This window comes from Thermoflexus sp. (genome assembly GCF_042408815.1).
Taxonomy (GTDB): Bacteria; Chloroflexota; Anaerolineae; order Thermoflexales; family Thermoflexaceae; genus Thermoflexus.
The window spans coordinates 1-23,138 of sequence record NZ_JBHOQR010000002.1 but is presented as its reverse complement, the minus strand read 5'-3'; the positions used below and the strand labels follow the sequence as shown (position 1 = coordinate 23,138).

At 64.3% G+C, this 23,138-nt stretch carries 18 protein-coding genes and 1 pseudogene; 9 read left to right on the top strand and 10 right to left on the bottom strand.

The annotated features are described in order from the left end of the window. Nucleotides 1-181: 181 nt before the first annotated feature. Nucleotides 182-1,915, bottom strand: a complete 1,734-nt coding sequence (locus ACFMO3_RS00325) for an alkaline phosphatase family protein (RefSeq protein ID WP_376788437.1) — start codon at nt 1,913-1,915, stop codon at nt 182-184. 211 nt (nt 1,916-2,126) lie between these two features. Between ACFMO3_RS00325 and ACFMO3_RS00320 the strand changes: the two are divergent. Then, nucleotides 2,127-2,294, top strand: a pseudogene (locus tag ACFMO3_RS00320) (integrase); the annotation flags it as partial. An 81-nt stretch (nt 2,295-2,375) separates the two neighbouring features. Here the strand turns inward: ACFMO3_RS00320 and ACFMO3_RS00315 are convergent. Beyond that, on the bottom strand, nt 2,376-3,809 hold the full coding sequence (locus tag ACFMO3_RS00315; protein ID WP_376788436.1) for an undecaprenyl-phosphate glucose phosphotransferase: 1,434 nt from the start codon (nt 3,807-3,809) through the stop codon (nt 2,376-2,378). 125 nt (nt 3,810-3,934) lie between these two features. Further along, a complete protein-coding gene (locus ACFMO3_RS00310) occupies nt 3,935-5,092 on the bottom strand; it encodes a glycosyltransferase family 4 protein (RefSeq protein ID WP_376788435.1) in 1,158 nt (385 codons plus the stop codon). Nucleotides 5,093-5,217: 125 nt separating this feature from the next. Between ACFMO3_RS00310 and ACFMO3_RS00305 the strand changes: the two genes are divergently transcribed. From ACFMO3_RS00305 to ACFMO3_RS00285, 5 genes are all read left to right on the top strand, one after another. Further along, nucleotides 5,218-6,189 (top strand): ornithine cyclodeaminase family protein, encoded by a 972-nt coding sequence (locus tag ACFMO3_RS00305; protein WP_376788434.1) that lies wholly within the window; start codon nt 5,218-5,220, stop codon nt 6,187-6,189. A 56-nt stretch (nt 6,190-6,245) separates the two neighbouring features. Continuing rightward, a complete protein-coding gene (gene mutM / locus ACFMO3_RS00300) occupies nt 6,246-7,052 on the top strand; it encodes a bifunctional DNA-formamidopyrimidine glycosylase/DNA-(apurinic or apyrimidinic site) lyase (protein ID WP_376788433.1) in 807 nt (268 codons plus the stop codon). Between the two features lie 56 nt (nt 7,053-7,108). Continuing rightward, complete coding sequence (locus tag ACFMO3_RS00295; RefSeq protein ID WP_376788432.1) at nt 7,109-7,882, top strand: DUF429 domain-containing protein; 774 nt, start codon at nt 7,109-7,111, stop codon at nt 7,880-7,882. 191 nt (nt 7,883-8,073) lie between these two features. Next, entirely contained in the window at nt 8,074-8,469 is a 396-nt protein-coding gene (locus ACFMO3_RS00290; RefSeq protein ID WP_376788431.1) for a DUF309 domain-containing protein, read from the top strand. A 31-nt stretch (nt 8,470-8,500) separates the two neighbouring features. Further along, entirely contained in the window at nt 8,501-9,538 is a 1,038-nt protein-coding gene (locus tag ACFMO3_RS00285; RefSeq protein ID WP_376788430.1) for a zinc-binding dehydrogenase, read from the top strand. 115 nt (nt 9,539-9,653) lie between these two features. On the opposite strand, the gene tmk is transcribed toward ACFMO3_RS00285, so the two are convergent. The 7 genes from tmk to rpsB form a co-directional block, all read right to left on the bottom strand. Further along, entirely contained in the window at nt 9,654-10,295 is a 642-nt protein-coding gene (tmk, locus tag ACFMO3_RS00280) for a dTMP kinase (RefSeq protein WP_376788429.1), read from the bottom strand. 17 nt (nt 10,296-10,312) lie between these two features. Next, nucleotides 10,313-11,116, bottom strand: a complete 804-nt coding sequence (locus ACFMO3_RS00275; protein ID WP_376788428.1) for a phosphatidate cytidylyltransferase — start codon at nt 11,114-11,116, stop codon at nt 10,313-10,315. Between the two features lie 2 nt (nt 11,117-11,118). Continuing rightward, on the bottom strand, nt 11,119-11,850 hold the full coding sequence (locus ACFMO3_RS00270) for an isoprenyl transferase (RefSeq protein WP_376788728.1): 732 nt from the start codon (nt 11,848-11,850) through the stop codon (nt 11,119-11,121). 89 nt (nt 11,851-11,939) lie between these two features. Further along, complete coding sequence (gene frr, locus ACFMO3_RS00265) at nt 11,940-12,500, bottom strand: ribosome recycling factor (protein WP_376788427.1); 561 nt, start codon at nt 12,498-12,500, stop codon at nt 11,940-11,942. A 211-nt stretch (nt 12,501-12,711) separates the two neighbouring features. Next, nucleotides 12,712-13,428: a UMP kinase gene (gene pyrH, locus ACFMO3_RS00260; protein ID WP_376788727.1), complete on the bottom strand. Its 717-nt coding sequence runs from the start codon at nt 13,426-13,428 to the stop codon at nt 12,712-12,714. Nucleotides 13,429-13,494: 66 nt separating this feature from the next. Beyond that, nucleotides 13,495-14,097, bottom strand: coding sequence for a translation elongation factor Ts (gene tsf / locus ACFMO3_RS00255; protein WP_376788426.1), 603 nt, complete (start codon nt 14,095-14,097; stop codon nt 13,495-13,497). Nucleotides 14,098-14,134: 37 nt separating this feature from the next. Further along, complete coding sequence (gene rpsB, locus ACFMO3_RS00250) at nt 14,135-14,971, bottom strand: 30S ribosomal protein S2 (protein ID WP_376788425.1); 837 nt, start codon at nt 14,969-14,971, stop codon at nt 14,135-14,137. A 320-nt stretch (nt 14,972-15,291) separates the two neighbouring features. On the opposite strand from rpsB, the gene ACFMO3_RS00245 reads away from it, so the two are divergent. From ACFMO3_RS00245 to ACFMO3_RS00235, 3 genes are all read left to right on the top strand, one after another. Next, nucleotides 15,292-21,111, top strand: coding sequence for an RHS repeat-associated core domain-containing protein (locus ACFMO3_RS00245; protein ID WP_376788424.1), 5,820 nt, complete (start codon nt 15,292-15,294; stop codon nt 21,109-21,111). After that, a complete protein-coding gene (locus tag ACFMO3_RS00240) occupies nt 21,108-22,040 on the top strand; it encodes a hypothetical protein (protein ID WP_376788423.1) in 933 nt (310 codons plus the stop codon). The genes ACFMO3_RS00245 and ACFMO3_RS00240 overlap by 4 nt, the downstream gene beginning before the upstream one ends. A 338-nt stretch (nt 22,041-22,378) precedes the next feature. Beyond that, nucleotides 22,379-22,798, top strand: coding sequence for a hypothetical protein (locus tag ACFMO3_RS00235; RefSeq protein WP_376788422.1), 420 nt, complete (start codon nt 22,379-22,381; stop codon nt 22,796-22,798). The last annotated feature ends 340 nt before the right edge of the window (nt 22,799-23,138 follow it).

The following is a 23,138-nucleotide window of genomic DNA, read 5'->3' as shown; positions in this document are numbered from 1 at the left end:
GATCATGACGGCGCTCAACTTCGGCGCGACGTTGATCGCCTTAGCCGCCTTCGGTATGGATCCGGTTGCGGTAAGCGGCTTCCAGGGGATAAAAAAAGGGGGCCACGCCGGTGACCTTCAGCATCCGGGGTGGCCCATGGGGAACTTTATGTTCGTCATCGAAGACCACCGGTTCGGATCCTCAGCATTCTGCTTCGTGGGATCCCCGCCGGGCGAGGGCTTGAGCGATCCAGCACCCAGCGCGGCCGATGCTGGCCCCCAGCAGCGGCCCGATCAGCGCCACCGGCAGGCCCACAGAATCCGGCGAGCCCGGAAGTTCTGGATAGAAGGCGCTCAGGGTCAGCAGATCCAGATAATACTTGAACCCCCATCCGAGATCCGGCAACCCCCATGCAAAAGAAACCCCATAGGCCCAGTAGAAGAGCAGCACCTGTAGAGTGAAAACCAGTGCGATCCCCCCGTAGGCCCGCAGGATCCCCTCAAAGGCCTCGCCCCAGCGACGTCCTTTCCAGATTCCGATGAGCAGAGCTACCACCCCTAATCCCAGCAACGCGTCCAGAACCCGGGCCATGAAGAAGGCCTTGATCTGGGCCTCCGTGTTGAAGACGGAGAGGGACCAGCGATAGCCGCGCCCGAAGTAAAGCCCCCACACAATCCCGAGGAAGGCCAGTGTCCCAACCAGGATAGCCCCCCGATGAGGAGGCCGGAATAGGAGCATAGCGATCAGCGCGATGAGCGCCAAACCCAGTAGGGTCACGGGGGTCCGCCCCAGGCGGTCCCGCCCGAGCCGATCCGCATACGCCCGGTCCAGCGCCCGGCTCGCCTCCCGATCAAAGGCCGGAAGATCTCCAGCTGTCCTCACAGCCGGTAGGCTCGTGGATGGGCGCCCCAGGGCCTGCTCGATCCGGTGGATCAGCAGCGTTCGCTGCTGCGCGGAAGCCCGGGCGATGGCATCCAACGCCTCCGGTGGCCCTTCCAGAGCGTCCATCAGGGGACGGCCCATTGCATGGACCGGGATGGGGATCCCCAGCAGCGCCGCAACCGTGGGCGCGATATCCGCCTGGGTCCCCTGCCCATCCACGCCCACGCGGATTCCCTTCCCGGCCATCACCAGGGGCACTTCCTTCACGATGGGTTCCCAGCCTCCATGTCCCCCGGTGTCGATGTGGCCATGATCGGTGGTCACCACTATCGTCGTCCGGCTCAGGTCCAGCGCGGCGATCAGACGGGATAGCCGTTCATCGGTCCGCCGGACGATCTCCCGATAGGCGGGGGAGGCGCCGCCGAAGGCGTGGCCGTATTCATCCGGCCCGGCGAAGTAAACCAGAATCAGACGGGCCTGCGGATCCTTCAACAGATCCAGCCCGCGCGCCAGGATCGCCTCGTCCAGGCGATCCACCGCTTCCGGCTGCTCTAGTGGCCCATCGGGCACCTCCAGGCGATCGAACCAGGGGCCGAAGAGCTTCCCCCAGCCGCCGGTGCCCGCGCCGACCACGCGAAGGCCTGTCCGGCGGGCCTCCTGGAACACCGAATCCACCGGGACGGGACCTCGGAACCAGTTGGTGGTGACGCCGCTCAGGCTCTGCCAGGCCCCGCTGCCGATGACCGTCCACCCCGGATAAGAAAGGGAGGGCTCGCCGACGCGGACCATATAACGGGCTCCGCGGGCGGCCATCTGCTGGAGAGCCGGCATCGCCCCAGCAGCTGTATCCCGGCGCAGCCCATCGATGACCACCAGGACCACGCGATCGGTGAGGGGGGGCGTGGGAGGCGGCGATGGGAGCTCCACGCCCAGATAGGGGCTCTGGTATTCCACCACGCTGTTCCAGGAGAAGAGGGCCAATCGAACAGCCCCCCAGCCGAGAGCGCTCAAGACCACCATCCCCAGAACACAGCTTCCCAGACGCTGTCCCATGAGTGTTCCTCCACAAAGGAGCGACGGGTCCCCCGCCCCCATCTGAAACGCTGGCTCCGGGTGCGGGGAAACGCCCCCGGATTCCTCTTCGTCGCCCTATGCAAGTCCGGGGAGAGGGTTTTCCGGCGCCTCTCCGGACAGGCGGTGTATGACATCCTCCAGCGCCGGTGCCGCCAGGCCGGCCTGAAACCCATGACCCCCCCACGATTTCCGGCGCACCTACATCACCTTCCTGCTGGACGCCGGCGTGGATCCCCTCCCTGTGGCCACGCTGGCCGGCCACGCGCAAGTCCAGACCACCGTCCGTTATGACCGTCGCCAGGAGCGCGCGAAGGTACATGGTAATGCAATCGCTCGGCATCCCGGATTCTGGGTGTAACCCCCCGAGAGGACAGCGAGAGCGCTATCTGAAGAGATGGGACGACCGCAGGGAGGACCCCAGGGAGACCGGGGATGGGGTTTAATACGCTCCCTCCCCCATCAAGACCCGCGGGATCGTGCGGAGCATAATCTCCAGATCGAGCAGCGGCGACCAGTTCTCGATGTAATAAATGTCCAGCAGGCACATCTCATCGAACGTGAGATCGCTGCGGCCGGAGATCTGCCAGAGGCCGGTCATGCCCGGCACGGCAGCCAGGCGCTGGCGTTGCCAGGGCTTATAGGCTTCCACCTCAGCCGGCACCGGCGGGCGCGGCCCCACTAGACTCATCTCTCCTTTCAACACATTGATCAGCTGCGGCAGCTCGTCCAGGCTCAGCCGGCGCAGGATCCGCCCAACCCGGGTGACCCGCGGATCGTTCCGGATCTTGAAGAGAGGGCCGCTGGCCTCGTTCAGCGCCCGCAGGCGTTCCTGCTCCTGCTCCGCCCCCACCCGCATGGTTCGAAATTTATACATCGTAAACAAACGACCCTCCTTCCCTACCCGCACCTGGCGGAAAATCACCGGACCCGGAGAGTCCAGCTTGATGGCCAGGGCGATCAGCGCCATCAGTGGGGCGGAGAGAAGAAGCAGAAGGGCTGCCAGAACCAAATCCATCGCCCGCTTGAGGCGGAACTGCCAGGGGGAGAAGCGAGCCTCCCGGACACCGATCAGGGGGATCCCATCCAGGTCCCGCATGTCCAAGCGGCTCAGGGCGAGCTGGAAAGGATCCGGGACGATCCGCACGGGGATGCGCCGGGCCTCACAGTGCCGGATGACCTCCTGGATCCGGTCATAAAAGGCCATCGGGAGAGTGATAATCACTTCATCCACCCGGTCTTCCCGGAGGACTTTCGGCAGATCCTCCAGGGTGCCCCGAGCGCGGAAGGGGCCGATATCCGTGCGGGCTTTCTCCGGATCATCATCTACAAACCCCACGATCCGATACCCCAGCTCCGGCCGGGCCAGGGCCGCCCGCATCACCGCTCTCCCCAGATCCCCTGCCCCGACGATCAACGCCCGCACCACGCCAATGCCCCGCCGGCGCATGATCCGCTCCGCCCGGCTTTCAAAAAACCGCAGGATCCCTAGCAACAGGACCGCCAGCAGGGCCGCTTCCAGGAACATCAACCGGGAATAGAAAAGGGACTGGGAGAAGAACACTACCGCCATCAGGACCAGGGTGCTCTTGGCCACCGCGTTCAGGATGCGATACATCTCCTCCAGCCACGGCGCCCCCATCTGGGGGGGATACACCCGGTCCAGTCGAAACATCAGCAACAGAAGAACCGTCCAGGCGATCTGGAACGGGATGTAAGCGGAAAACGGGGCATCGAAGGTGATCTCGCGGAACCATTCCCACCGGTAACGCATCAGGTAAGCTAGCGCGAAAGCGACCTGGATCACGATGAGATCCAGGCCGATGCGAATCCATCGCCACCACCACGGAATCCTTCGATCGCTTATGGAACCCATCCGCCAGCGCTCTTTCTGGGAATTTTTTCTCTCCCCCGATTCGCCACCTGAGGGGCCGCGATCGGATGGGAAGGAAGTCCGAGGGAGGGAAAGCTCCTCCAGCCCCCTCCGGGCCCCGAAGGCGTTCATGGATCCAGGTCGGAAACGGAAGGCTGCGCGATTTTATTATAAAATTCCGCGATGGCCCGCGCAGTCCTTTCCCAGGAAAACTGTTGGGCGCGCACCAGGCCGCGCGCCCGCAACATTTCCCGAAGCGCATGGTCTTGAAGCAGTGTTCGGATCCCTTCTGCCCAGCCCTCAATATCATCAGGGTCGACCAGGAAGCCGGCTTCCCCTACTACCTCCGGGAGGGAGGACGCCCGGGCGGCGATCACCGGGGTTCCACAGGCCATTGCCTCTAGCGGCGGCATCCCAAATCCTTCATACCGGGAGGGATAAGCCAAGAGAGTGGCCGCATTATACCAGAGGGGGAGCTCCGCGTCCGGTACGAATCCGATCCAGCGGGCTCGACCTTCCCGCTCCAGGGCCTGCAAGCGGGGGCGGAAAGCCGGTTTCCATCCCTGCCCGCCCACCAGGATCAGAGGAACAGATGGACGAAGTCGGGTGATGGCCTCCAGCAGAACCCCCAGGTTCTTCCGTGGCTCCAGGGTTCCCACATAAAGGATAAATGAAACCGGCAAGCCGTATCGGGCCCGAAAGGCGGCCACCTCCCCCTCCGGCAATGGCCGGAAGCGGGGATCGACCCCGGGATAGGCCACTTCGATCCGCTCCGGGGGAAGCTTCCAGAGGCGGATCAGATCCTCACGGGCCGCTTGCGAGATCGTCAGGATCCCCGCCGCCCGCCGGCAGGTCAGCCAGGTGAACAGGCGCAGATAGATCCGATTCCACGCCCGAAAAGCTTCCGGATGGCGAACGAAGCTCAGATCATATACGGTGACCACCACCGGCAGGCGAACCGTCAGCGGCGCGACGAAGGCCATCGCATGGAGCAGATCCCAACGCTCCCGGGCGAGAAGAAGCGGCATGGCCAGCTGCTCCCACAGGATCCGGACCACCGGCCGATGGGTCGGCCAGGTCGTCCGGACCCAGCGGATCCCCGGGGCTTCCGGGGCGCAGGAACGCGGCCCAATGAACGCGGTGAAGGCAATGTGGGGGGCCACCCGAGGAAGGCGTCGCAAGACCTCATCGATATACCGATGGATCCCAGCGCTGCGATAAGACGCCTCGCCGGCCAGCAGCTGGGCGTTCAGGGCGACTCGAATTCCGATAGAATGGGAAGACACGCCGTGTGCCCCCAAGACAAAACGGATTTCTTCATTATTCTATCCGGAGGGGTTACGCGACGGGCTTCCCGGGGGAGGGGCCATCCCGCTCCGAAGAGCCCATATCCGTGAGGGGAGGACTTCAAATGGCCCTTTTGCTTCGCGAAGAGGATGTGCGGGCCTTGCTGCCGATCGCCGACGCCATCGAGGCGCTGGAACGAGCCTTCCGTGCCCAGGCCGAGGGTCAGGCGACCAACGTGCCCCGCGCTCGCGTCCGCTGGCCCCGCGGTGCCCTCCACGTGATGGCCGCTGGGGGGCCAGGGATCGGCTACGTCGGCCTGAAGGCCTACACCACGGTCGGGGGGCAGGCCCGCTTCCTCGTGTTGCTGTTCGACATCGAGAGCGGAGCGCTGGTCGCCCTGATCGAAGCCGATGTGTTGGGCCGCCTGCGAACCGGGGCGGCCACCGGCCTGGCTACCCGTTACCTCGCCCGCCCGGATGCCCAAAGGGTGGGCATGTATGGAGCGGGGCGTCAGGCGGCCACACAGCTCATGGCCGTTTGCGCCGTCCGGGATATCACGGAAGCCCGAGTCTACAGCCCAACCAGGGAGCGTCGGGAGGCGTTCGCCCACCGCATGGCGGAGACCCTCGGGATCCCTGTGCATGCGGCGGATCGGCCGGAGGCCGTCGCGGAGGGGGCGGACATCCTGATCACCATCACCTCCGCCCGGGAACCAGTCCTGCGGGGGGCATGGCTGCGGCCAGGGGTGCACATCAACGCCGCCGGCTCCAACGCGTGGATCCGTCGGGAATTGGATGAGGAAGCCATCGTTCGAGCGGATTTGATCGTCATCGATTCGCGGGACCAAGGAAAAATGGAAGCGGGCGATTTCCTGGAACCCCTGGAGCGGGGACGGTTACCATGGGACCGGATCCACGAATTGAAAGATGTGGTCGCTGGGCGGGTGCGACGCACTCATCTCGATGAGATCACCCTCTTTAAATCCCTGGGTATCGCTCTGGAGGATGTGGCCGTGGCGGCCCTGGTCTATGAACGAGCGCGGGCCCACGGGGTCGGCCAACCGGTGAGCCTGGCGGAGGTCCCGTTGATGGACTGAACGCGGGAGGACGGAACCCATCCCTTGGAAAGCCCAAGGCTCAGCAGGTGTCCACCATGCCGGAGCTCCCCGAAGTCGAGACGCTGATTCGAGAGCTGCGCCCCCATGTAACGGGCCGCCGGATCTACCATGTGATCCTGCACTGGCCCGGATGTGTGGCCACTCCCACCCCTCGCCAGTTCGTCCAGCGGATGGTAGGGCGGGAGATTCAGGAGATCCGGAGGCGGGGCAAGTTCCTCTGGTTCGTCCTGGATGAGGGAGCATGGCTGGTCCACCTGAAAATGACCGGCCGCCTGTTCCTGCTTCCCGCTTCCGCGCCGGATCCTTATGCCCGAGCCGATTTCATCATGGACGACGGGCGCATCCTCCGGTTCCAGGATCTCCGCAAGTTCGGTCGTTTATACTGGATCGCGGATCCGGAGCCCATCTTCCGTCCGCTGGGGCCAGAGCCGCTGGACCCGCAGTTCCGGCCGGAGGATCTCGCCCGACAGCTTGCCGGCCGCCGGGGGCGTCTGAAGGCGCTGCTGCTCGATCAATCGGTGCTGGCCGGGATCGGGAACATCTATGCGGACGAGGCGCTCTGGCGGGCGCGGCTGCATCCGATGCGATCCGCCGACTCCCTGACCCAAGCGGAACTCCGACGCCTCTGGAAAGGCATTCGAGAGGCCCTTCTCGCGGGCCTGCGCCATCACGGGACCACCATCCAGTGGTATCGCCGGCCGGAGGGGGACAGCGGGGAGCATCAGCGGTATCTGCGGGTCTACGGGCGAGCGGGGAAACCATGCTTCCGCTGTGGAACCCCGATCCTCCGTCAGACTCTCCAGGGCCGCAGCGCCTATTTCTGCCCGGTTTGCCAGCGATAACGGAGAGCCACGGCGCCGGCCTGAAAGCGGTGAAGCTCACGTTCAGGGAGAGAGGCATGCCCATTGCGATGGGAGGAAGTCGATGCGCCATGCGGGCGATCGGCGTAGATCTGGCCTGGTCTCCACGGAACCCGACGGCCGCGGTGGTGCTTCGCTGGGATGAGGATCATTGGACTATGGAGGCCTGGGCGGAGGATCTGCGTTCCGACGCGCAGATCCTGGATTTCCTGACTCCTTATCGCGAGGCCCCATGCATCATCGGGATCGATGCGCCACTGATCGTCCCGAACGAGGAGAGTTCGCGGCCCTGTGATCGGTGGATCGCCTCCCGGTTCGGACGCCATCATGCCGGGGGCTACCCGGTGAACCGGCGCTGGCTCCGTTCCTTCGGGGGCCTGCGGGGGGAAGCCCTGGCCCAGACCCTGACGACCTGGGGGTTCACGCTACAGCCGCCCCTTCACCCAGGAGCTCCCATCCGTGCCGTCATCGAAGTCTTCCCTCACCCCGCCGCGATCATCCTGTTCGGCCTCCGGCGGATCATCCGCTACAAGCGCCTGCGCCGGGGCTCCTGGATTCGCGGGCTGCGCCGCTGGCACCGCCAGCTCCTTGCCCTAGAGCGCTTTAACCCTCCGCTGGACTGGCCGGAGACCTGGCGCACCCCTCCGCCGGAAGCCCGAACCCGGCGAAGCCTGAAAGCCTGGGAAGATCGGCTGGATGCCGCCTTTTGCGCTTATATCGCGGGCTACGTGTGGTTCCACGGCCCGGCCGGCTATGAACCGATCGGCGATCTGGACCATGGATGCGTAGTCGTCCCACGTCGTCTGGTTTGATGAGGCGGGCGGCTTCAGTCCTTACGTGTCTGCCACAACACAGCGCTCGCTTATCCCCTCGTTTCGGGCAGGGGGGTGCCTTCGGCATGCCTGCCCCCAAAACATTTGCCCCCTCTCCGCGTCCTGCAGCGCGCGGAGAGGAGAGATCTGCGGGAGGTTTTCATACACTTTCTCAGGAGGGGCGAACCGCCATGAGCGGGGAATGGCCATGCTGCGCGGAGCCGCTGCCGGAGGAAGTCCGGCGCGGCCTGGAGCAGTTCAACGCCGGGGAGTATTTCGAACAGCACGAAACGCTGGAACACGCATGGCGCGCGGAGACCCGGCCGGTCCGCGAGCTCTATCAGGGGATCCTGCAGATCGGGGTGGCCTGCTATCAGATCCAGCGGGGCAACTACGCTGGCGCATTGAAAACGCTGCGGCGCGGCCTGGCCCACCTCGCCCCGGTGCCAAATCGATGCCAGGGGATCGACGTGGCACGCCTGCGGGAGGAGGCCTTGCAGTTGTTGAGGCAGCTCGAGGAGCTAGGCCCGGAGGGATGCCAGCGGATCGATGAGCGCCAGTTCCCCCGTGTGATATTTGCACCGTAGATGCTGATCACTGGAACAAGGGGGGGGCTCTATGAAAGCCGTGTTAATGCGACGACGAGGAGGACCGGAGGTTTTGCAGGTGGAGGAAGTGCCCACCCCAAGCCCGGGGCCCGGCGAGGTGCTGGTTCGGGTGCATGCCTGCGGCCTGAACCACCTCGATCTCTATACCCGGGCTGGCGCGCAGGGCCGCAAGGCGAAACTCCCCCATGTCCTGGGCCTGGAGCCCGCCGGGGAGATCGCGGCCCTCGGGGAGGGCGTAACCGGATGGCAAGTGGGGGATCGCGTGCTGGTGGGCGCTTTCATCGTATGCGGGGAGTGCGAGTTCTGTCGCGCCGGGATGGATAATCTGTGCCAGCGGCGGAAGATCCTGGGCGTTGACCGCTGGGGCGGCTATGCCGAGTATGTAGTGGCTCCCGCTGCTAATCTGATGCCCCTGGGGCCGAACACCTCATATGAGGCGGCCGCGGCCATCCAGGCCGCCTTTGGGACCGCATGGCATATGCTGGTGAGCCGGGCGCGCATCCGACATGGGGAAACGGTGCTGGTGCTGGCCGCAGGCAGCGGTATCGGCACGGCGGCCATCCAGATCGCCAAGCACTTCGGATGCCGCGTCATCGCCACAGCGAGCAACGACGAAAAGCTGGAAAAGGCCCGTGCCCTGGGCGCCGATGTGCTGATCAATTACCGGGAACATCCGCGCTTCAGCCTGCGGGTGATGGAAGCCACCGAGGGGCGAGGAGCGGATATCGTTTTCGAGCACGTGGGCTCCGACACGTGGAAGGAAAGTGTGGCCTCGCTGGCCTTCCGGGGCCGGCTGGTGTTCTGCGGCTCGACCACCGGACGCTGGGGAGAGACCGATCTCTGGGGAGTCTTTTACAAGGAGGCAGAGATCCTGGGATCCTTTGGGGCCACCCGTGCGGATTTCCAGGCGGTGATGGAGCGGGTGGAACAGGGGATCTTCCGCCCGATCATCGACCGGATCTTCCCTCTGGAGGAAGCCGCGGAGGCTCATCGCTACCTGGAGGATCGGCGGGTCTTCGGAAAGGTGGTTCTGCGGATTCCCGGTTAAGCCTTAGGCGGTCCACAGGGCGTTCATCCGTCCGCGATCCCAGAGGGGGTGGCCCCTTCTCGGGGGAAATCCCCTGGGAAGTGGGCGGGCGCGCCTTCCGATGTGCCCGTCCACTTCACCCCCCTGGGACAGGCAGGCTCAGGCGGTGTTGCAGATGGTGCAGGATCGCCGTCTGAACGGCCTCGATCGGCTGGGACGCGTCAATGACCACCCAACGGGCGGGCTCCGCCGCCGCCAACGCCTGATATCCCTCCCGCACCCGTCGATGGAAGGAGAGCTCCAGCGCATCCAGGCGGGTCCAGGCATCCCCTGAGATCCGGCGGCGCGTTAGGCCGAGTTCCACATCAATATCCAGCAGGAAGGTGAGATCCGGCTCCAGACCACCCGTGGCGAACCGGTTCAGACGCCGCAGCTCCTCCAGATCCAGGCCCCGACCGTAACCCTGATACGCCAGGGTGGAATCTGCATAGCGGTCGCAGATCACCACCCCGCCCTCGGCCAGAAAGGGCCGGATGACCCGTTCGACCAGCTGCGCCCGGGCGGCGCAGAACAGCAGCGCCTCCACCCGCGCGGTCATGTCCGCGTGCTCGTGGGCGTGAAGCAGCGCACGGATGGCCTCCCCAACGGGCGTGCCGCCTGGCTCCCGGGTGAAGAGCACCCGATATCCTTTCCCCTGGAGGAAGCCGCTCAGCCAGCGCGCCATCGTCGTCTTGCCGCTTCCCTCCGGACCCTCAAAGGTGATCAAGAAGCCGCGCATAGCCCCTTGTTCCCGCATCAGAAGCCCTGAATCCAGTGGGCGTAAAGATAGGCCAGCATGCCGCTCCAGAGCAGGCTGTCCAGCCGATCCAGCACCCCCCCATGTCCGGGGAAGAGATTCCCTGAATCCTTCACCCTGGCTTGTCGCTTCAGAACCGAGACCGAGAGGTCCCCCAGAGTCCCCAGGCTGCCGATCAAAAGCCCCAGCAGGGCTCCGGGCCCTGCGCCCAGCTCCATGAGAAAGCCCAGAACAGCGCCCACTCCCAGGCCGGCCAGGCATCCTCCGAAGAACCCCTCCCAGGTTTTGCCAGGGCTCCACTGAGGGGCCAACCGATGCCGGCCCCATCGCCGGCCTACCAGATAGGCCCCCGTGTCGGCCGCCCAGGTGGTGAACAGCACGAAAGCCACCCACCAGCGCCCATGAGGATCCGGTAGATTCCGAAGCCAGACAAAGGAGCGCCCCAACCATCCCAGGTAAAGACCTCCGGCCGCTGTGAACGCCCAGTCCGCAACCGGATGCTCGGTGCGTCGGATCCACCAGAACCACACCAGGGCCATAGGAGGGGCCAGCGTGAGGGTCAGCTCCGCCACGCGGTGGCCGGGAAGGAAAGCCATCCCGTCCCCCAGGAAACCCAGGATCATCAGCCCGACCCAGCCCGGGGAAGGAGAGAACCCGATGCGACGGATCAGATGGGTGTATTCCCAGGCAGCCGCCAGCAGGATCAGACTGACCGTTACCGCCCACGGCCATCCGCCCCGATGAACCAGGGCGGTCAGGAGAGGGATCGCGATGAGGGCAACGAGGAGACGCTGACGCAGCACGGCTAACGCGATGGGTGAGAAGGGGCCAGTTGCTCACTGATCTGCCCGAAACGACGCTCCCGCCGGCTGTAGGCCTCGATCGCCTTCAGCAGCTCTTCCCGATCGAAATCCGGCCAGTAAACCGGGGTCACGTAGAACTCCGAATAAGCCGCCTGCCACAGCAGGAAGTTGCTCAGGCGCATTTCCCCACTGGTGCGGATGATCAGATCCGGATCCGGCAACCCGGCCGTATATAGGTAACGGGAGATCAGGGATTCATCCACCGCTTCCGGGGGGACGCCATCAGCGATGATCCGGCGGACGGCCTCAACGATCTCCTGACGTCCCCCGTAATTGAAGGCGACACACAGGATCAGCCGAGAGTTCCCCTTCGTCCGCTCGATGGCCATGCGGATCTTCTGCTGAAGCCGTTCTGGCACCCCCTCCAGGCTGCCCAGATGGCGGATCTGCACGCCGTTCCGATGCAAGCTATCCAGCTCACGATCGATCATCTGCTCCAGCAGGCCGAACAGGCCATTCACCTCATCGGGGGGGCGACGCCAGTTCTCCGTGGAGAACGCATAGATCGTGAGGATCCGGACGCCCAGGTCAGCGCACGCCTCGATCACCCGGCGCAGGTTCTCTGTCCCCGCCCGATGCCCCGCCAGTCGAGGGAGCCCCCGGGCTTTCGCCCACCGGCCGTTGCCGTCCATGATGATGGCGATATGGGTCGGGATTTTCAATAGCGTTTCCATCTGCTGACCGTTCCTCTCCCTCACAAGCCCCCTCCTTGGATGCCGACCATGGGAACCCGGGATGCAGGAGGATGAGAAGGCAAGCAGGCTCAGAACGACATGATCTCCTTCTCCTTCGCCTGGGCTACCTTCTCCGCCTCTTCGATATATCGGTCCGTAAGCTTCTGGACCTCTTCCCGGGCTTCCTCCAACTCATCGTCAGACATCTCCTTGTTTTTATGCCGAGTTCGAAGCTCCTCCAGGACATCCCTTCGGATGTTCCGGATCGCGATGCGGGTTTCTTCCAGACGCTTATGCACCAGCTTCACCAGCTCCTGCCGGCGCTGCTCCGTAAGCCGGGGCAGGACCAAGCGGATGATCCGCCCATCGTTGCTGGGGGTCAACCCCAGATCGGATTTCAGGATCGCCCGCTCGATCTCCGGCAGCGCCTTTGGATCGTAAGGCTGGATCGTCAACAAATTGGGCTCGGGGGCCCGGATGATCGCCAGCTGTTCCAGCGGAACCTGGGTTCCGTAGTATTCTACTGGGATCCGCTCCACCAGGGCCGGAGAAGCCCGCCCCGTGCGGATGCCTTTCAATTCGTCTTCAAACACCCGAATGGCCTTGCGCATGCGCTCTTCCGCATCCCGGAAAACCTGTTTCGGGATCATCGCGGGTCTTCACCTCCATCCAGGATGAACGCAAAAGCACTGAGGCGGAACGCCCGCATGAACAACGGCTTTCCCTCCGCCCGAGCAAGGGCCATCGAGCCGGAAGACCGGAAGAATCGAGCCCATCGCGAACGCCCTCGGGAAGAAACCCGCGGCGTCACCCCAATAGGCCGCCGGGGTCGCTGGGGGGCAAGGCCTGGCCTCAAGGTCATCAACTATCGATGAGCGTCCCCACAGGCTCCCCCCGCACCGCCCGTTCCAGGCTATCCGGCTGCCACAGATCGAGGACGATGATCGGCAAGTTGTGATCCATACAAAGGGACAGGGCGGTACTGTCCAGGACCTTCAGGCGCAGGTTCAGGGCCTCTATATATGTTAGTTTATCAAACTTGCGGGCGTTCGGGTTCACCATCGGATCGTCATCATATACGCCATCCACCTTGGTGGCCTTAATCAGAACGTCCGCGTGGATCTCCATCGCGCGCAGAGCAGCGGCGGTGTCCGTCGTGAAGTAGGGATTTCCGGTTCCGGCCCCCAGGATCACCACGCGGCCCTTTTCGAGGTGCCGGATCGCCCGCAGTCGGATATAGGGCTCTGCGATCGCCCGCATCTCAATGGCGGTCTGGACGCGGGTAGGCACCCCCAGGCGCTCCAGCGCATCGCGCAGGGCCAGGGCGTTCATCACCGTGGCCAGCATCCCCATCTGATCCGCGGTCGCCCGGTCCATGCGGTGAGCGATGCCATCGCGGCCCCGCCACAGGTTGCCGGCCCCGATGACAATCGCGATCTCTACCCCCATTTCCTTCACCGCCTTCAGGCGAGCGGCCAGCTCCACGGCCCGCTCCGGGCTGATCCCAAAGCCACTCGGGCCGGCCAGCGCTTCCCCGCCCAGCTTCAGAAGAATCCGGTGATATTTGGGGCCTGACATCGGAACCACTTTCCCCTCCCTCATCAGGTTAAAATCAAAGGCCGGGCCCGGGCCCGGCCTTTGATTTCACTCAACGGTCTCCCCCAGCTCATAACGGGTGAACCGGCGAACTACGATGTTTTCCCCCACCCGGGCGATGGTCTCCATGATCACCTGGCCCACCGTGCGATCCTCGTCTTTGATAAAGGGCTGCTCCAGAAGGCAAACTTCCTGGATGAACCGGTTCAGCCGGCTCTCCGCGATCTTTTCCGCAATATGAGGGGGTTTACCCTCGTTCAGGGCTTCTTTCAGATAGATCTGGCGCTCGTGCTCCAGGACCTCCGCGGGGATCTCCTCCCGTCGGATATAGCGGGGGCTGGTGGCTGCGATCTGGAGCAACAGGTCATGGGCCAGCTGCTGGAACTCGGGGGTGCGGGCGACGAAGTCTGTCTCGCAGTTCAGCTCCAGCAGCACCCCGACCCGATTGCCCGGGTGCACATAGGCGACCACCAAGCCTTCCCGGGCGGTCCGCTCCAGCTTCCGGGCCGCCCGCGCCAGGCCCTTCTCCCGCAGGTAATCGATGGCCTTCTCAAAATCCCCGCCCGTCTCCTCCAGGGCCTTGCGGCAATCCAGGATGCCAGCCCCAGTCATCTCCCGAAGACGCTTGACCATATCCACTGGGATGTTCAAGGGACCTCCCTCCCGACCCAAGGGTTTGGAAGAATCCTCAGGCTTCCAGCTCTTCGAAAGTCTCTTCTTCCTCGAGCCCCACTGCCTCCTCGTCCTCCTCTTCAGCCTCGAACACACGGCGCAGCTCCAGCGCCGGCTCCTCTTCCTCAATCTCCTCCTCCTCGATCCCCTCCGCCACGCCGGCTTTCTCGCGCAGCTGAAGACCCTCCACCACCGCATCCGCGATCAGACGGGTGACCAACTTGATCGAGCGGATCGCATCATCGTTCGCTGGAATGATGTGGTCGATGGGATCCGGATCGCAGTTGGTATCCACCATGGCGATCACCGGGATATTGAGGGCGTTCGCCTCGCGGATCGCCGTCGCCTCCCGCATGGTATCCACCACAAACAGCATGTCCGGGAGGCGCTTCATCAGGCGGAGGCCTTCGAACTTGAGGCGCATCTTTTCGTATTTCCGACGGAGGCGGATCGCCTCCTTCTTAGGCAACGTCTCCAGCCCCCCATTGCGGATCATCTCATCCAACTGGATGTAATACCGGATGCGATCTCGGATCGTGCGCCAGTTAGTGAGCGTGCCGCCCAGCCAGCGGTAATTCACATAGGGCATCTGACACCGCTGGGCCTCCGCCGCGATGGTCTCCTGGGCCTGGCGTTTGGTCCCCACAAACAGGATCACTCCTCCCTGGGCGACCCGATCGCGGACCAGGGGATAGGTGCTCTCCAGGGCGCGAATGGTTTGTTGGAGGTCGATGATGTGGACGCCGTTTCGCTCTGTGAAGATGTAGGGCTTCATCTTGGGGTGCCAGCGGTTTGTCTTGTGGCCGAAATGCACCCCCGCTTCCAGCAGCTCTTTCATCGTCACCAGCGGCATAGGCCTTCCTCCTTATGCGTTTTGATCCGCCACCCCTTCTTCCCGGCGGGAGCCGGCACACCGCCGGCACGCCCCAACCGGTCCAGGGTGTGTGGGGTCTGACACCAGCGGGGAAGTATACTACACTTCCGGGGATCCGGCCAGCCCCTTTCAATGGCGTTTTCCGCCCTCGAGCCTGCCCAAGGGAGCCAGCGCACCGCGGAAGACAGCCCCTCCTCCTTCACCGGATGGGCAAGACAGCGGCTTCTCTCCCATCCCGCACCGCTGGCTTGACCGACAGATTGACCCTTTTTATAATTTTCCTTAGGAGGAGCGTTCGAATGGTCCGGTGGCGCTCCCTGGTAGCGGTGATCGGGATCATAAGCTTGGTGGGGCAACCCCTGGCGTTCCCCCCGAGATCCTCCGCCTCCGCCCCCGAATGGAGCGCATCCTGGCCTCTGGCCTCGCTCTCCTTCCAGAGCCCATTGCCGTCGCCAACCCCACCTTCGCCTGCCCCCTCCCCGCCCCTCGAGGAGATCCCCATCACCCCCGGCACCGCCGCCCACTTCCTCGACGGACGGGTCACGGTGGAGGCGCCCCCCGCCGCCCCCATCGCCCACCTCCGCCTGGCCGTCCGGGAAGCCCGCCGCCTAAGCGCCGGCCAGGCCGGCCTCGCCCTCGTCTTCGACCTCACCGCCACTGATTCCCTCGGCACTCCCCTCACCCACTTCGCCGCCCCCCTCACCGTGACCCTCCGCCTGGGAGACTGGGTCCATTGGGCCCCCCGTCCGGATTGGCTCCGTCCCTGGGTGGGGTATTGGGACGAGCAGGGGCGCCAGTGGCAGACCCTCACCCCCACGCAGATCGACGAGACAGCGGGGGTGATCACCTTCACCACCCACCACCTGTCCGTCTTCGGCGCCGGCACCTCGGGGGTGAAGGAAAGCGGGTGGGTGCTGAATTTCCACGACACCCGGGTGGATCGCTTCGCCGGCGCCCTGCTGTGGGAATATCCCCTCGACCTCCCGCCGGGACCGGGGGGCATTCAACCCGCGCTGCGCCTCTCTTACAACAGCCGCCGGCTGGATGGGATCCTCACCTGGGCCCAATCCGATGGCCTCGGCTGGGGCTGGAGCCTGGATGTCGCCGAGATCGTGTGGCGCAACGTGCGCCGGTGCTTCGATGGAGCGAACTTCTACCTGTGCTGGGATCCGGTGCCGCTCCTGGTGGTGAACGGGGAAGCCCTGAGGTTGGTGCCGGAAGCGGGGCTGCCCGCCAGCCTCCAATATACCGGGCCGGGGAGCACGACCCATCGCTTCCGCACCGAGGATGAGCGGTTCTGGCGGATCGAATGGAAACCAGGGCCAGAGAACGGTTGGTGGGAGGTGACTCTCAAAGATGGCACCCGCTACCGCTTCGGGACCACCCCCGACAGCCGGCAGGTGTTGCGAGGTTCCATCGGACCATGGACAGGCAGCGGGTGGACGACCGGAGCAGCTACGGTGCGCTGGCGGGTGAAGGAGATCCTCTACCCCAACGGCGTCACCGTCACTTTCACCTACACCGAGCAGACCCTGGCCCAGCAGTGTGACCTGTTCAAAGCAGCAGGCTTCATTACGAGCACCGACACCTGCCACGGAGACGATCCAAACGCCGAGCGGGCCAGCTACCTCGCCCAGATCGAATACCCCGGGACCAGGGTGCGCATCCTCTGGGACCGCCGCTGGAACGGCAACGGGCCCAACGATGGCTTCGGGGCTCCGGCCTACCGCGGGGATTTCGCCTCCGCCGGGATGGCGGCCATCTTCTGGCAGACCGACGCCGTGCAGAAGGTGGTCCTGGAACGGCAGCGGGGAGACAGAAGCTGGGCCGTGGCGCGGGCTTGGTCCTTCACCTACGGGACCTTCATCCCCGAGGATGAGGGAAATAAGCGCCTGCGGATCCTCGTGGCCATTCAGGAACAGGCCCCCGAGGGGAGCGCATGGAAAGCCTTGCCTCCCTTCTCCTTCGGCTACACCGGCTACCCAAACAAGGGCATGTGCAACGATTTCCAGGAACCCTGCAGCGATTGGGCCAAGGCGCGGTTCTTCTACCCTCGCCTGACCCGCATCGACAACGGCTACGGAGGCGTCATCGAGGCCCGCTACGAGACGCCTGACGGGGGCTATTGGCAAGCGTGGAACTACCGGGTGGCTTGGCGGAAGGTCACCGACGGCCTGGGGGGTGGCTGGCAGGAAGCCTATGCCTACAGCGGCGATGATCGGGGACGATGTTATCTCTTCTGGAGCGAGGATCAGACCGGCTGCACATGGCCGGATCAATTCCGGAAAGCCGATGGCACCCGCTTGCCCACGGGAGGCCTGTTCCTGGGCTATCGAGAGGTGACCCTCACCCTCCAGGACCTCGGCGGGAACCCTTACCGGGTCGAATGGACCCGCTTCGCGCTGCCCGAAGGCCCCACCAACGACCCCTGGCCGGTCCGGGGCCGCCCGCGGGAGAGCCAGATTCGGAATCCCAGCGGCGTCGTCCTCCAAACCCTTGCCTCCACGTATGGGATCTCTCCCACCGTGGGAGGCGCGAATTTCGTCTTCCTCCAGCGCCAGGAGATCACCACCGATGGCCGCACCATTCGAACGGAATACCGCTATGACGCCTACGGTAACATCGCCGCGGTCTTCGAACACGGCTTCCTGGATGTCTCGGGGGACGAGCGCTCCACCCACCGGGGATATGTTTACAACCCCGCCCTCTGGATCGTGGACAAAACAGCCTGGGAGAACCTCTACGAGGGGATCACGGAGGACACCGGCGGGGCGGCGCTATGGAGCCAAAAGCGCTTTTACTACGATGGCGCTTCCTCCCCGACCACTCCACCGACCCGAGGCCAGCTCACCCGGATGGATCAGGGCAAAGCGGGTTGGGGCTGGGTGAGCGAACAAGCCGCCTACGATGCCTGGGGGAACCCCACCGTGATCACCGACGCCCGGGGCTTTGCCACGACCTTCGCCTATGACGCTACGGGGGTCTACCGGATTTCCGAACGCAACCCCTTGGGCCATCTCACCCGATATGAATACTACGGCGTGAACGAAGGCGACCCCAGCGCCGGGCGAGGGCCAGTGGGAGCCCTCAAGCGGGTCGTGGACCCCAACGGGGCGGCCACTGCCTACACCTACGATGCTTTCGGACGGCTGCGAACCATTGTGCGGCCGGGGGACCGCTGGGACTTCCCCAGCGAGGAGTGGCGCTACTACGACGGGGTGGATTTCCCCTTCACCGACCGTTGGCCTTTCATGGTAGTCCGCCTGGTGCGCGGAACCCCTGGGGTTGCCTGGTGCTCGGGAGGGCTGGCCACCTGGGAGCGGCTCTACTACGATGGCCTGGGCCGCCGGGTGGAGCGCCAGACCCCCGGCCCCGGATGGACCTGCTCGGGAGGGGGCCAGGAGATCATCCAGTATACCCGCTATGATGCCCTGGGACGGGCAGCTGAGGAAAGCCTCTTCTATTTTGTCCCGCAATACACCTACGCCACCACCCCGGATGGGCGGGTGGTCACCCCGTATCGGAACCCGGACCCCGGCGCCCCCCGGGTGCGCACGGCCTACGACGCCTTGGGACGGCCGGTGGCGGTCACCGCCCCCGATGGCGCCGTCACCCGCTATGCCTACGCCGACGGCGGCGTGCTGGCCCTCGATCCCAATGGCCACCAGACCTTACGGTGCACCGATGGCCTGGGGCGCCTGGCCGAGGTCTATGCGTTCAAAGGCACCTTCTCCGCCCCTACCCTCCAAGCCGAGCCGCTGGCGGTGGCCCGATATCGCTTCAACGCCCTGGACCGCCTCACCGACGCGGTGGATCCCCTGGGGAACCGGGTGCGGATGGCCTACGACCCCCTGGGGCGCAAGGTGCAGATGGTCGACCCGGCGATGGGCACCTGGTTCTACCGCTACGACCCGGCCGGCAACCTCATCGCCCAGGTGGACGCCCGCGGCTGGGCGGTGAACTTCTACTATGATGCCCTCAATCGGCTCAAAGGGAAGACCTACACCCCGAAGGTGACCGAGGGCGCCGCTTACATCCCGCCCCCGGATCCGGGGCCCTCAGGGTATGCCGTGGGCTTCGCTTACGACGAGCCAGGGTATGGGGCCTCCCTCGGGCGCAAGACCCGATCCTGGACCGCTGACGGCATCCAGCGGACGTGGGCCTATGATCCGCGGGGGCGGGTTCTCACCGCCACCCTCACCGTGGACGGTCAACCCTTCCTCCAGCGCTTCGCCTATGATGCCGCCGACCGCCTCACGCAGCGGGTGGACCCCGACGGCGAGGTCCTCCAGGTCGCCTATGGCCCTCACGGATGGCCGGTCGCCCTCACCGGGTGGAGCGTCTACGCCCAGAACGCCGCTTACAATCCCGCCGGCCAACTCACGGCCCTCACCCTGTTCGGGGGCAGTTCGCTGACTCGGACCTATGACCCGCGCACCCTGCGGGTCACCCGCATCCAGGGGCCGGGGGTGGACCTGAGCTACGGCTATGATAGGGTGGGGAACGTCCGGGGGATCACCGACGCCGTCCGTTCGGAGGTTTGGACCTTCGCCTACGATGAGCTGGACCGTTTGATCGGGATGGGCGGCCCGGTGAACGGGGCATGGACCCTGGACGAAGGGGGGCGATGGCTCCGCCGGACCGAGGGAGGGAAAACATGGATCTATGACTACGGCGATCCGGCCCCACCGGCCGTCCTCCCCGGGCCCCCTCGGGTGTATCTGCCTCTGGTGGCGAGCGCCTCCACCGTCCGGTGCCTGGGCGAGGCCTGGCATGCGACCTGGGTGGGGGAAGGGCGTGGGCGCTCGTGGCGGCTAGTTTCCGGGAGCGATGGAACGGTCCTGGGCTACGACGCCAACGGGAATGTGGTGAGCCGCACAGTGGGTGGGGTGCAATGGCGTTACGCCTACGATGGAGAGAACCGGCTGGTAGAGGTGTGGCGGGATGCGAAGCGGGTGGCGGCCTATCGCTACGACGCGGAGGGAGAACGGGTAGTGCGGGAGGTGGGCGGGGAACGGACAGTGGTGGTGGATGAGGGCTATGAGGTTCGGAATGGGATCGTGCGGAAGGTGTATCGGCTGGGGGACGAGGTGGTGGCGGTGCGGGAGGGGAGCCAGGCGGATGGGGTAGTAAGGGACCATTTGGGGAGCGTGGTGGGGTTGGTGCAGGGTGGGAGTGTGGCCGGAGGGGCGCGGTATCTTCCATATGGGGAGATTCGCTGGGAGGAAGGGGTTTGGGTCACCGACCGCCGCTTCACGGGGCAGCGGTGGGAGCCAGGCCTGGGCCTGTATGATTACCGCGCCCGGTTCTACGACCCCGCCCTGGGCCGCTTCCTGCAACCGGATCCCATCGTTCCCGAGCCGGGGAACCCCCAGGCCCTCAACCGGTATGCGTATGTCTACAACAACCCCCTCCAGTACACGGACCCGACGGGCCATTGTCCCCTGTGCGTGGCGGTAGGTATCCTCGTTCTCAAGATCATTGACTATGGCTGGACGGCCTATGACACCTGGCAGGCAATCCGCACGTGGCGCAAGACCAGTGCCTCGACCGAGGACCGCCTGGTAGCGGGGCTGACCATCGCCCTGGCCGGGCTGGAAGTGATCGAACCCGACGAATTGCTGCCTCTTTCACTGCCCCTGGATGACGTGGCCCGGCGGGGTATCACGGCCGGTTTTCGGGAAGCCCTGCTGCAAGGGGGATTGAAGGCCGGGGTCCGGTACTTGCGGGAAGTGCTGGGGGAACAGGCGCCGCGAGTCATCCGACACCTCTATAAGCAGGGAGCTTTTCGGGAGATTCGGAGCGCCGGGGAGTGGGCGGATATCCTGGGCGGTGTGCGCAAGGAAGCGGGCTTGGAGGTGCATCACCTGATCGAAAAACGGTTCGCAGAGCAGCTGGGGCTTAGAGAAACTGAGATCCCGGCGGTGGTGTTGGATCGTACTTTCCACCAGCAGGAGGTGACGGCAAGACTGTTCCAAAAGGGCGCCCTACCTACTGGTGGAGAGTACACTGCTCAGGAAATATGGAATGCCTATTGGAAGGTTTACCGCGAATTGGGTCATGAAGACTGGCTGGAGGTGATCTGGCCATACTTTGAGCGATTGGGAGTGCAGCGATGAAGCGGATTGCCTATGCAACGATCTTCCTGAAGCCCGAAGGTCAAACTCTAAGTCCGCTCGAGATTGAACAGAACCGGGAATGGGTGAAGCATCTAATCCAACGAATGGGACTGGAACAGAAACAGGTTCACGAAGCCCCTATGGGTTTCGATTTGGAAGTCGATGTGAACAGCCCGGCTTTTAGCTTGCTCTTGGAAGCGATAAGAGCAAGGCCGGATTTGGCTCCACGTTATATTAGTATCTGGCGCTACTACACTCCTTCCGAGCTGGAGGCGGCCCCGTTGTTGATCTGGCGCCTCACCAACCAAGCCATCGAAGATGACTACTATGATCTACATAAAGATGGCTACCAGGGAGGCCCCCAGGCCTCCCATCGGCGCTGTCCCGCCTGCCGGGCCGAACTGGAACAGGTGCGGGATCTAATGGTGAACGCCCGCAAGATGGGGAAGCGGGATCTCTCCCTCACCTATAGTTTCGAGATCATTCTCTCCCCTCGCCTGGCACACTGGCTTCAAGAAGCCAAGTTTACCGGCTTCACCCTGCGGCCGGTGTGGCATTACACCCGCCCTCATGAGGGCGAGCCACCGCTTTATCAGCTGGTAGTTACGCACACTCTGCCCCCCATGGCTTCACCGCCCACCCAGTTTGAGGAGGTAAAGCATTGTGCGGAGTGCGGCACCACCACCCGCTATCTGAAGCACACCCACTACTGGGGGGAGATTCGATACTACGAGGAGACCGATGTGTATTATACCCCTGAAGTCCTGGAGAATGCTCAAGATTTCAACCGTACTGCGGAATTATTTGGTGATCTTCCTAACGGGCACCCCCTAGTCCTCATCTCCCAACGGGTATACAGGTTTTTACGGGAACACAAGGTGAAGGGGTGGGAGGTGGTACCGGTGTATGAGGTGAGGAAGGGGGAGTAGTCACTCCTCCGGCGGTCGTGGGGAGGAGTAGCACCTTCACCAGCGAGGGCTTTTGCCAGGCATCTCACCAAGGCTCAAGGGCACAGGGGAGATAAGGTGCATCACCTGATCGAGAAACCGTTCGCAGAGCGGCTGGAGATCAAGGCCGCTGACATCCCCAGCATTGTGCTCACCAGGAGAGATTGGGTACGACAATATGCGATCGCCTATCACCACTTCAAGTGCCAGTCTTGATGATATCTGGAGGGCGGCACAACGGGTCTATTATGATCGCCCTGACCTTTTAGAGGCTATACGCCTTCGCCGGCTTCTGGGGGGGCTACGAACTGTTCTGCACGGTGGACGTGCTCGAGGCGTTCGAGGCGGCAGGAGTTCGGGGATATGAGGTCTGGCCAGTGCTTCGAGGCAAACGCAAGCGGGAGCCGATGCCCGGCCTGCGGCAGTTGATCGTCCCCCATGTGGCCGAGCCCGCTCTGGTGCCTGAACAGGTGGATGGAGGCCGCTTCGCCGATGAGCCCTATGTGCCAGAGCCGTGTCCTGCGTGTGGGACGCTACTATATCCCCATGTTCTGCGAGGTATGATACCTTTGCGTCGGGAGGCCTTGCGGTGGGATGTGGATTTTCAAATGACCTGGGAGTGGTTTGGGCGTCTGGGGACGGTGCCACGGCGGGAGATTTTGGTCTCCCATCGGGTGGCGGAGTTGTACATTCGGCATGGTTGGAAGGGATTGCACCTGTTGCCGGTTCGGTTAGTGTGAAGTTGAAGCATACAGCATGTTTTCGTCGCTGAAGTGAGGCTTCTCCTCCCACAGATCCGGTAGGACGGGACAACCCGGACTTCGAGTGGGTGGAGGTGGAGATGGCGCCATAGCGCTCGCGGGAAGTCGGGCGCAGACACGCACCTGAACAACAGAATCCTGTTCTCCCTCTCGTTCCTGAGACCCAGAGCGGCGGAGACCGTCAACTACTACCACCCGGGCGGACAGCGCATCGCTATGCGGCGCGTGCCGGCAGACCCGCTGGCGCAAAGGGACACGCTGTACTACCTGTTCACGGACCACCTGGCCTCCACCTCGCGCCCGAGCCCGGCAACCCCCA

What these genes read in the sequence shown, in the direction of transcription:
- ACFMO3_RS00315 (WP_376788436.1), bottom strand. Translation starts at nt 3,809, where the DNA reads ATGGGTTCCATAAGCGATCGAAGGATTCCGTGGTGGTGGCGATGGATT.
- tmk (WP_376788429.1), bottom strand. Translation starts at nt 10,295, where the DNA reads ATGCGCGGCTTCTTGATCACCTTTGAGGGTCCGGAGGGAAGCGGCAAG.
- ACFMO3_RS00290 (WP_376788431.1), top strand. Translation starts at nt 8,074, where the DNA reads ATGAGCGGGGAATGGCCATGCTGCGCGGAGCCGCTGCCGGAGGAAGTC.
- frr (WP_376788427.1), bottom strand. Translation starts at nt 12,500, where the DNA reads ATGATCCCGAAACAGGTTTTCCGGGATGCGGAAGAGCGCATGCGCAAG.
- ACFMO3_RS00270 (WP_376788728.1), bottom strand. Translation starts at nt 11,850, where the DNA reads ATGGAAACGCTATTGAAAATCCCGACCCATATCGCCATCATCATGGAC.
- mutM (WP_376788433.1), top strand. Translation starts at nt 6,246, where the DNA reads ATGCCGGAGCTCCCCGAAGTCGAGACGCTGATTCGAGAGCTGCGCCCC.
- ACFMO3_RS00245 (WP_376788424.1), top strand. Translation starts at nt 15,292, where the DNA reads ATGGTCCGGTGGCGCTCCCTGGTAGCGGTGATCGGGATCATAAGCTTG.
- rpsB (WP_376788425.1), bottom strand. Translation starts at nt 14,971, where the DNA reads ATGCCGCTGGTGACGATGAAAGAGCTGCTGGAAGCGGGGGTGCATTTC.
- ACFMO3_RS00305 (WP_376788434.1), top strand. Translation starts at nt 5,218, where the DNA reads ATGGCCCTTTTGCTTCGCGAAGAGGATGTGCGGGCCTTGCTGCCGATC.
- pyrH (WP_376788727.1), bottom strand. Translation starts at nt 13,428, where the DNA reads ATGTCAGGCCCCAAATATCACCGGATTCTTCTGAAGCTGGGCGGGGAA.
- ACFMO3_RS00295 (WP_376788432.1), top strand. Translation starts at nt 7,109, where the DNA reads ATGCCCATTGCGATGGGAGGAAGTCGATGCGCCATGCGGGCGATCGGC.
- ACFMO3_RS00325 (WP_376788437.1), bottom strand. Translation starts at nt 1,915, where the DNA reads ATGGGACAGCGTCTGGGAAGCTGTGTTCTGGGGATGGTGGTCTTGAGC.
- ACFMO3_RS00240 (WP_376788423.1), top strand. Translation starts at nt 21,108, where the DNA reads ATGAAGCGGATTGCCTATGCAACGATCTTCCTGAAGCCCGAAGGTCAA.
- ACFMO3_RS00285 (WP_376788430.1), top strand. Translation starts at nt 8,501, where the DNA reads ATGAAAGCCGTGTTAATGCGACGACGAGGAGGACCGGAGGTTTTGCAG.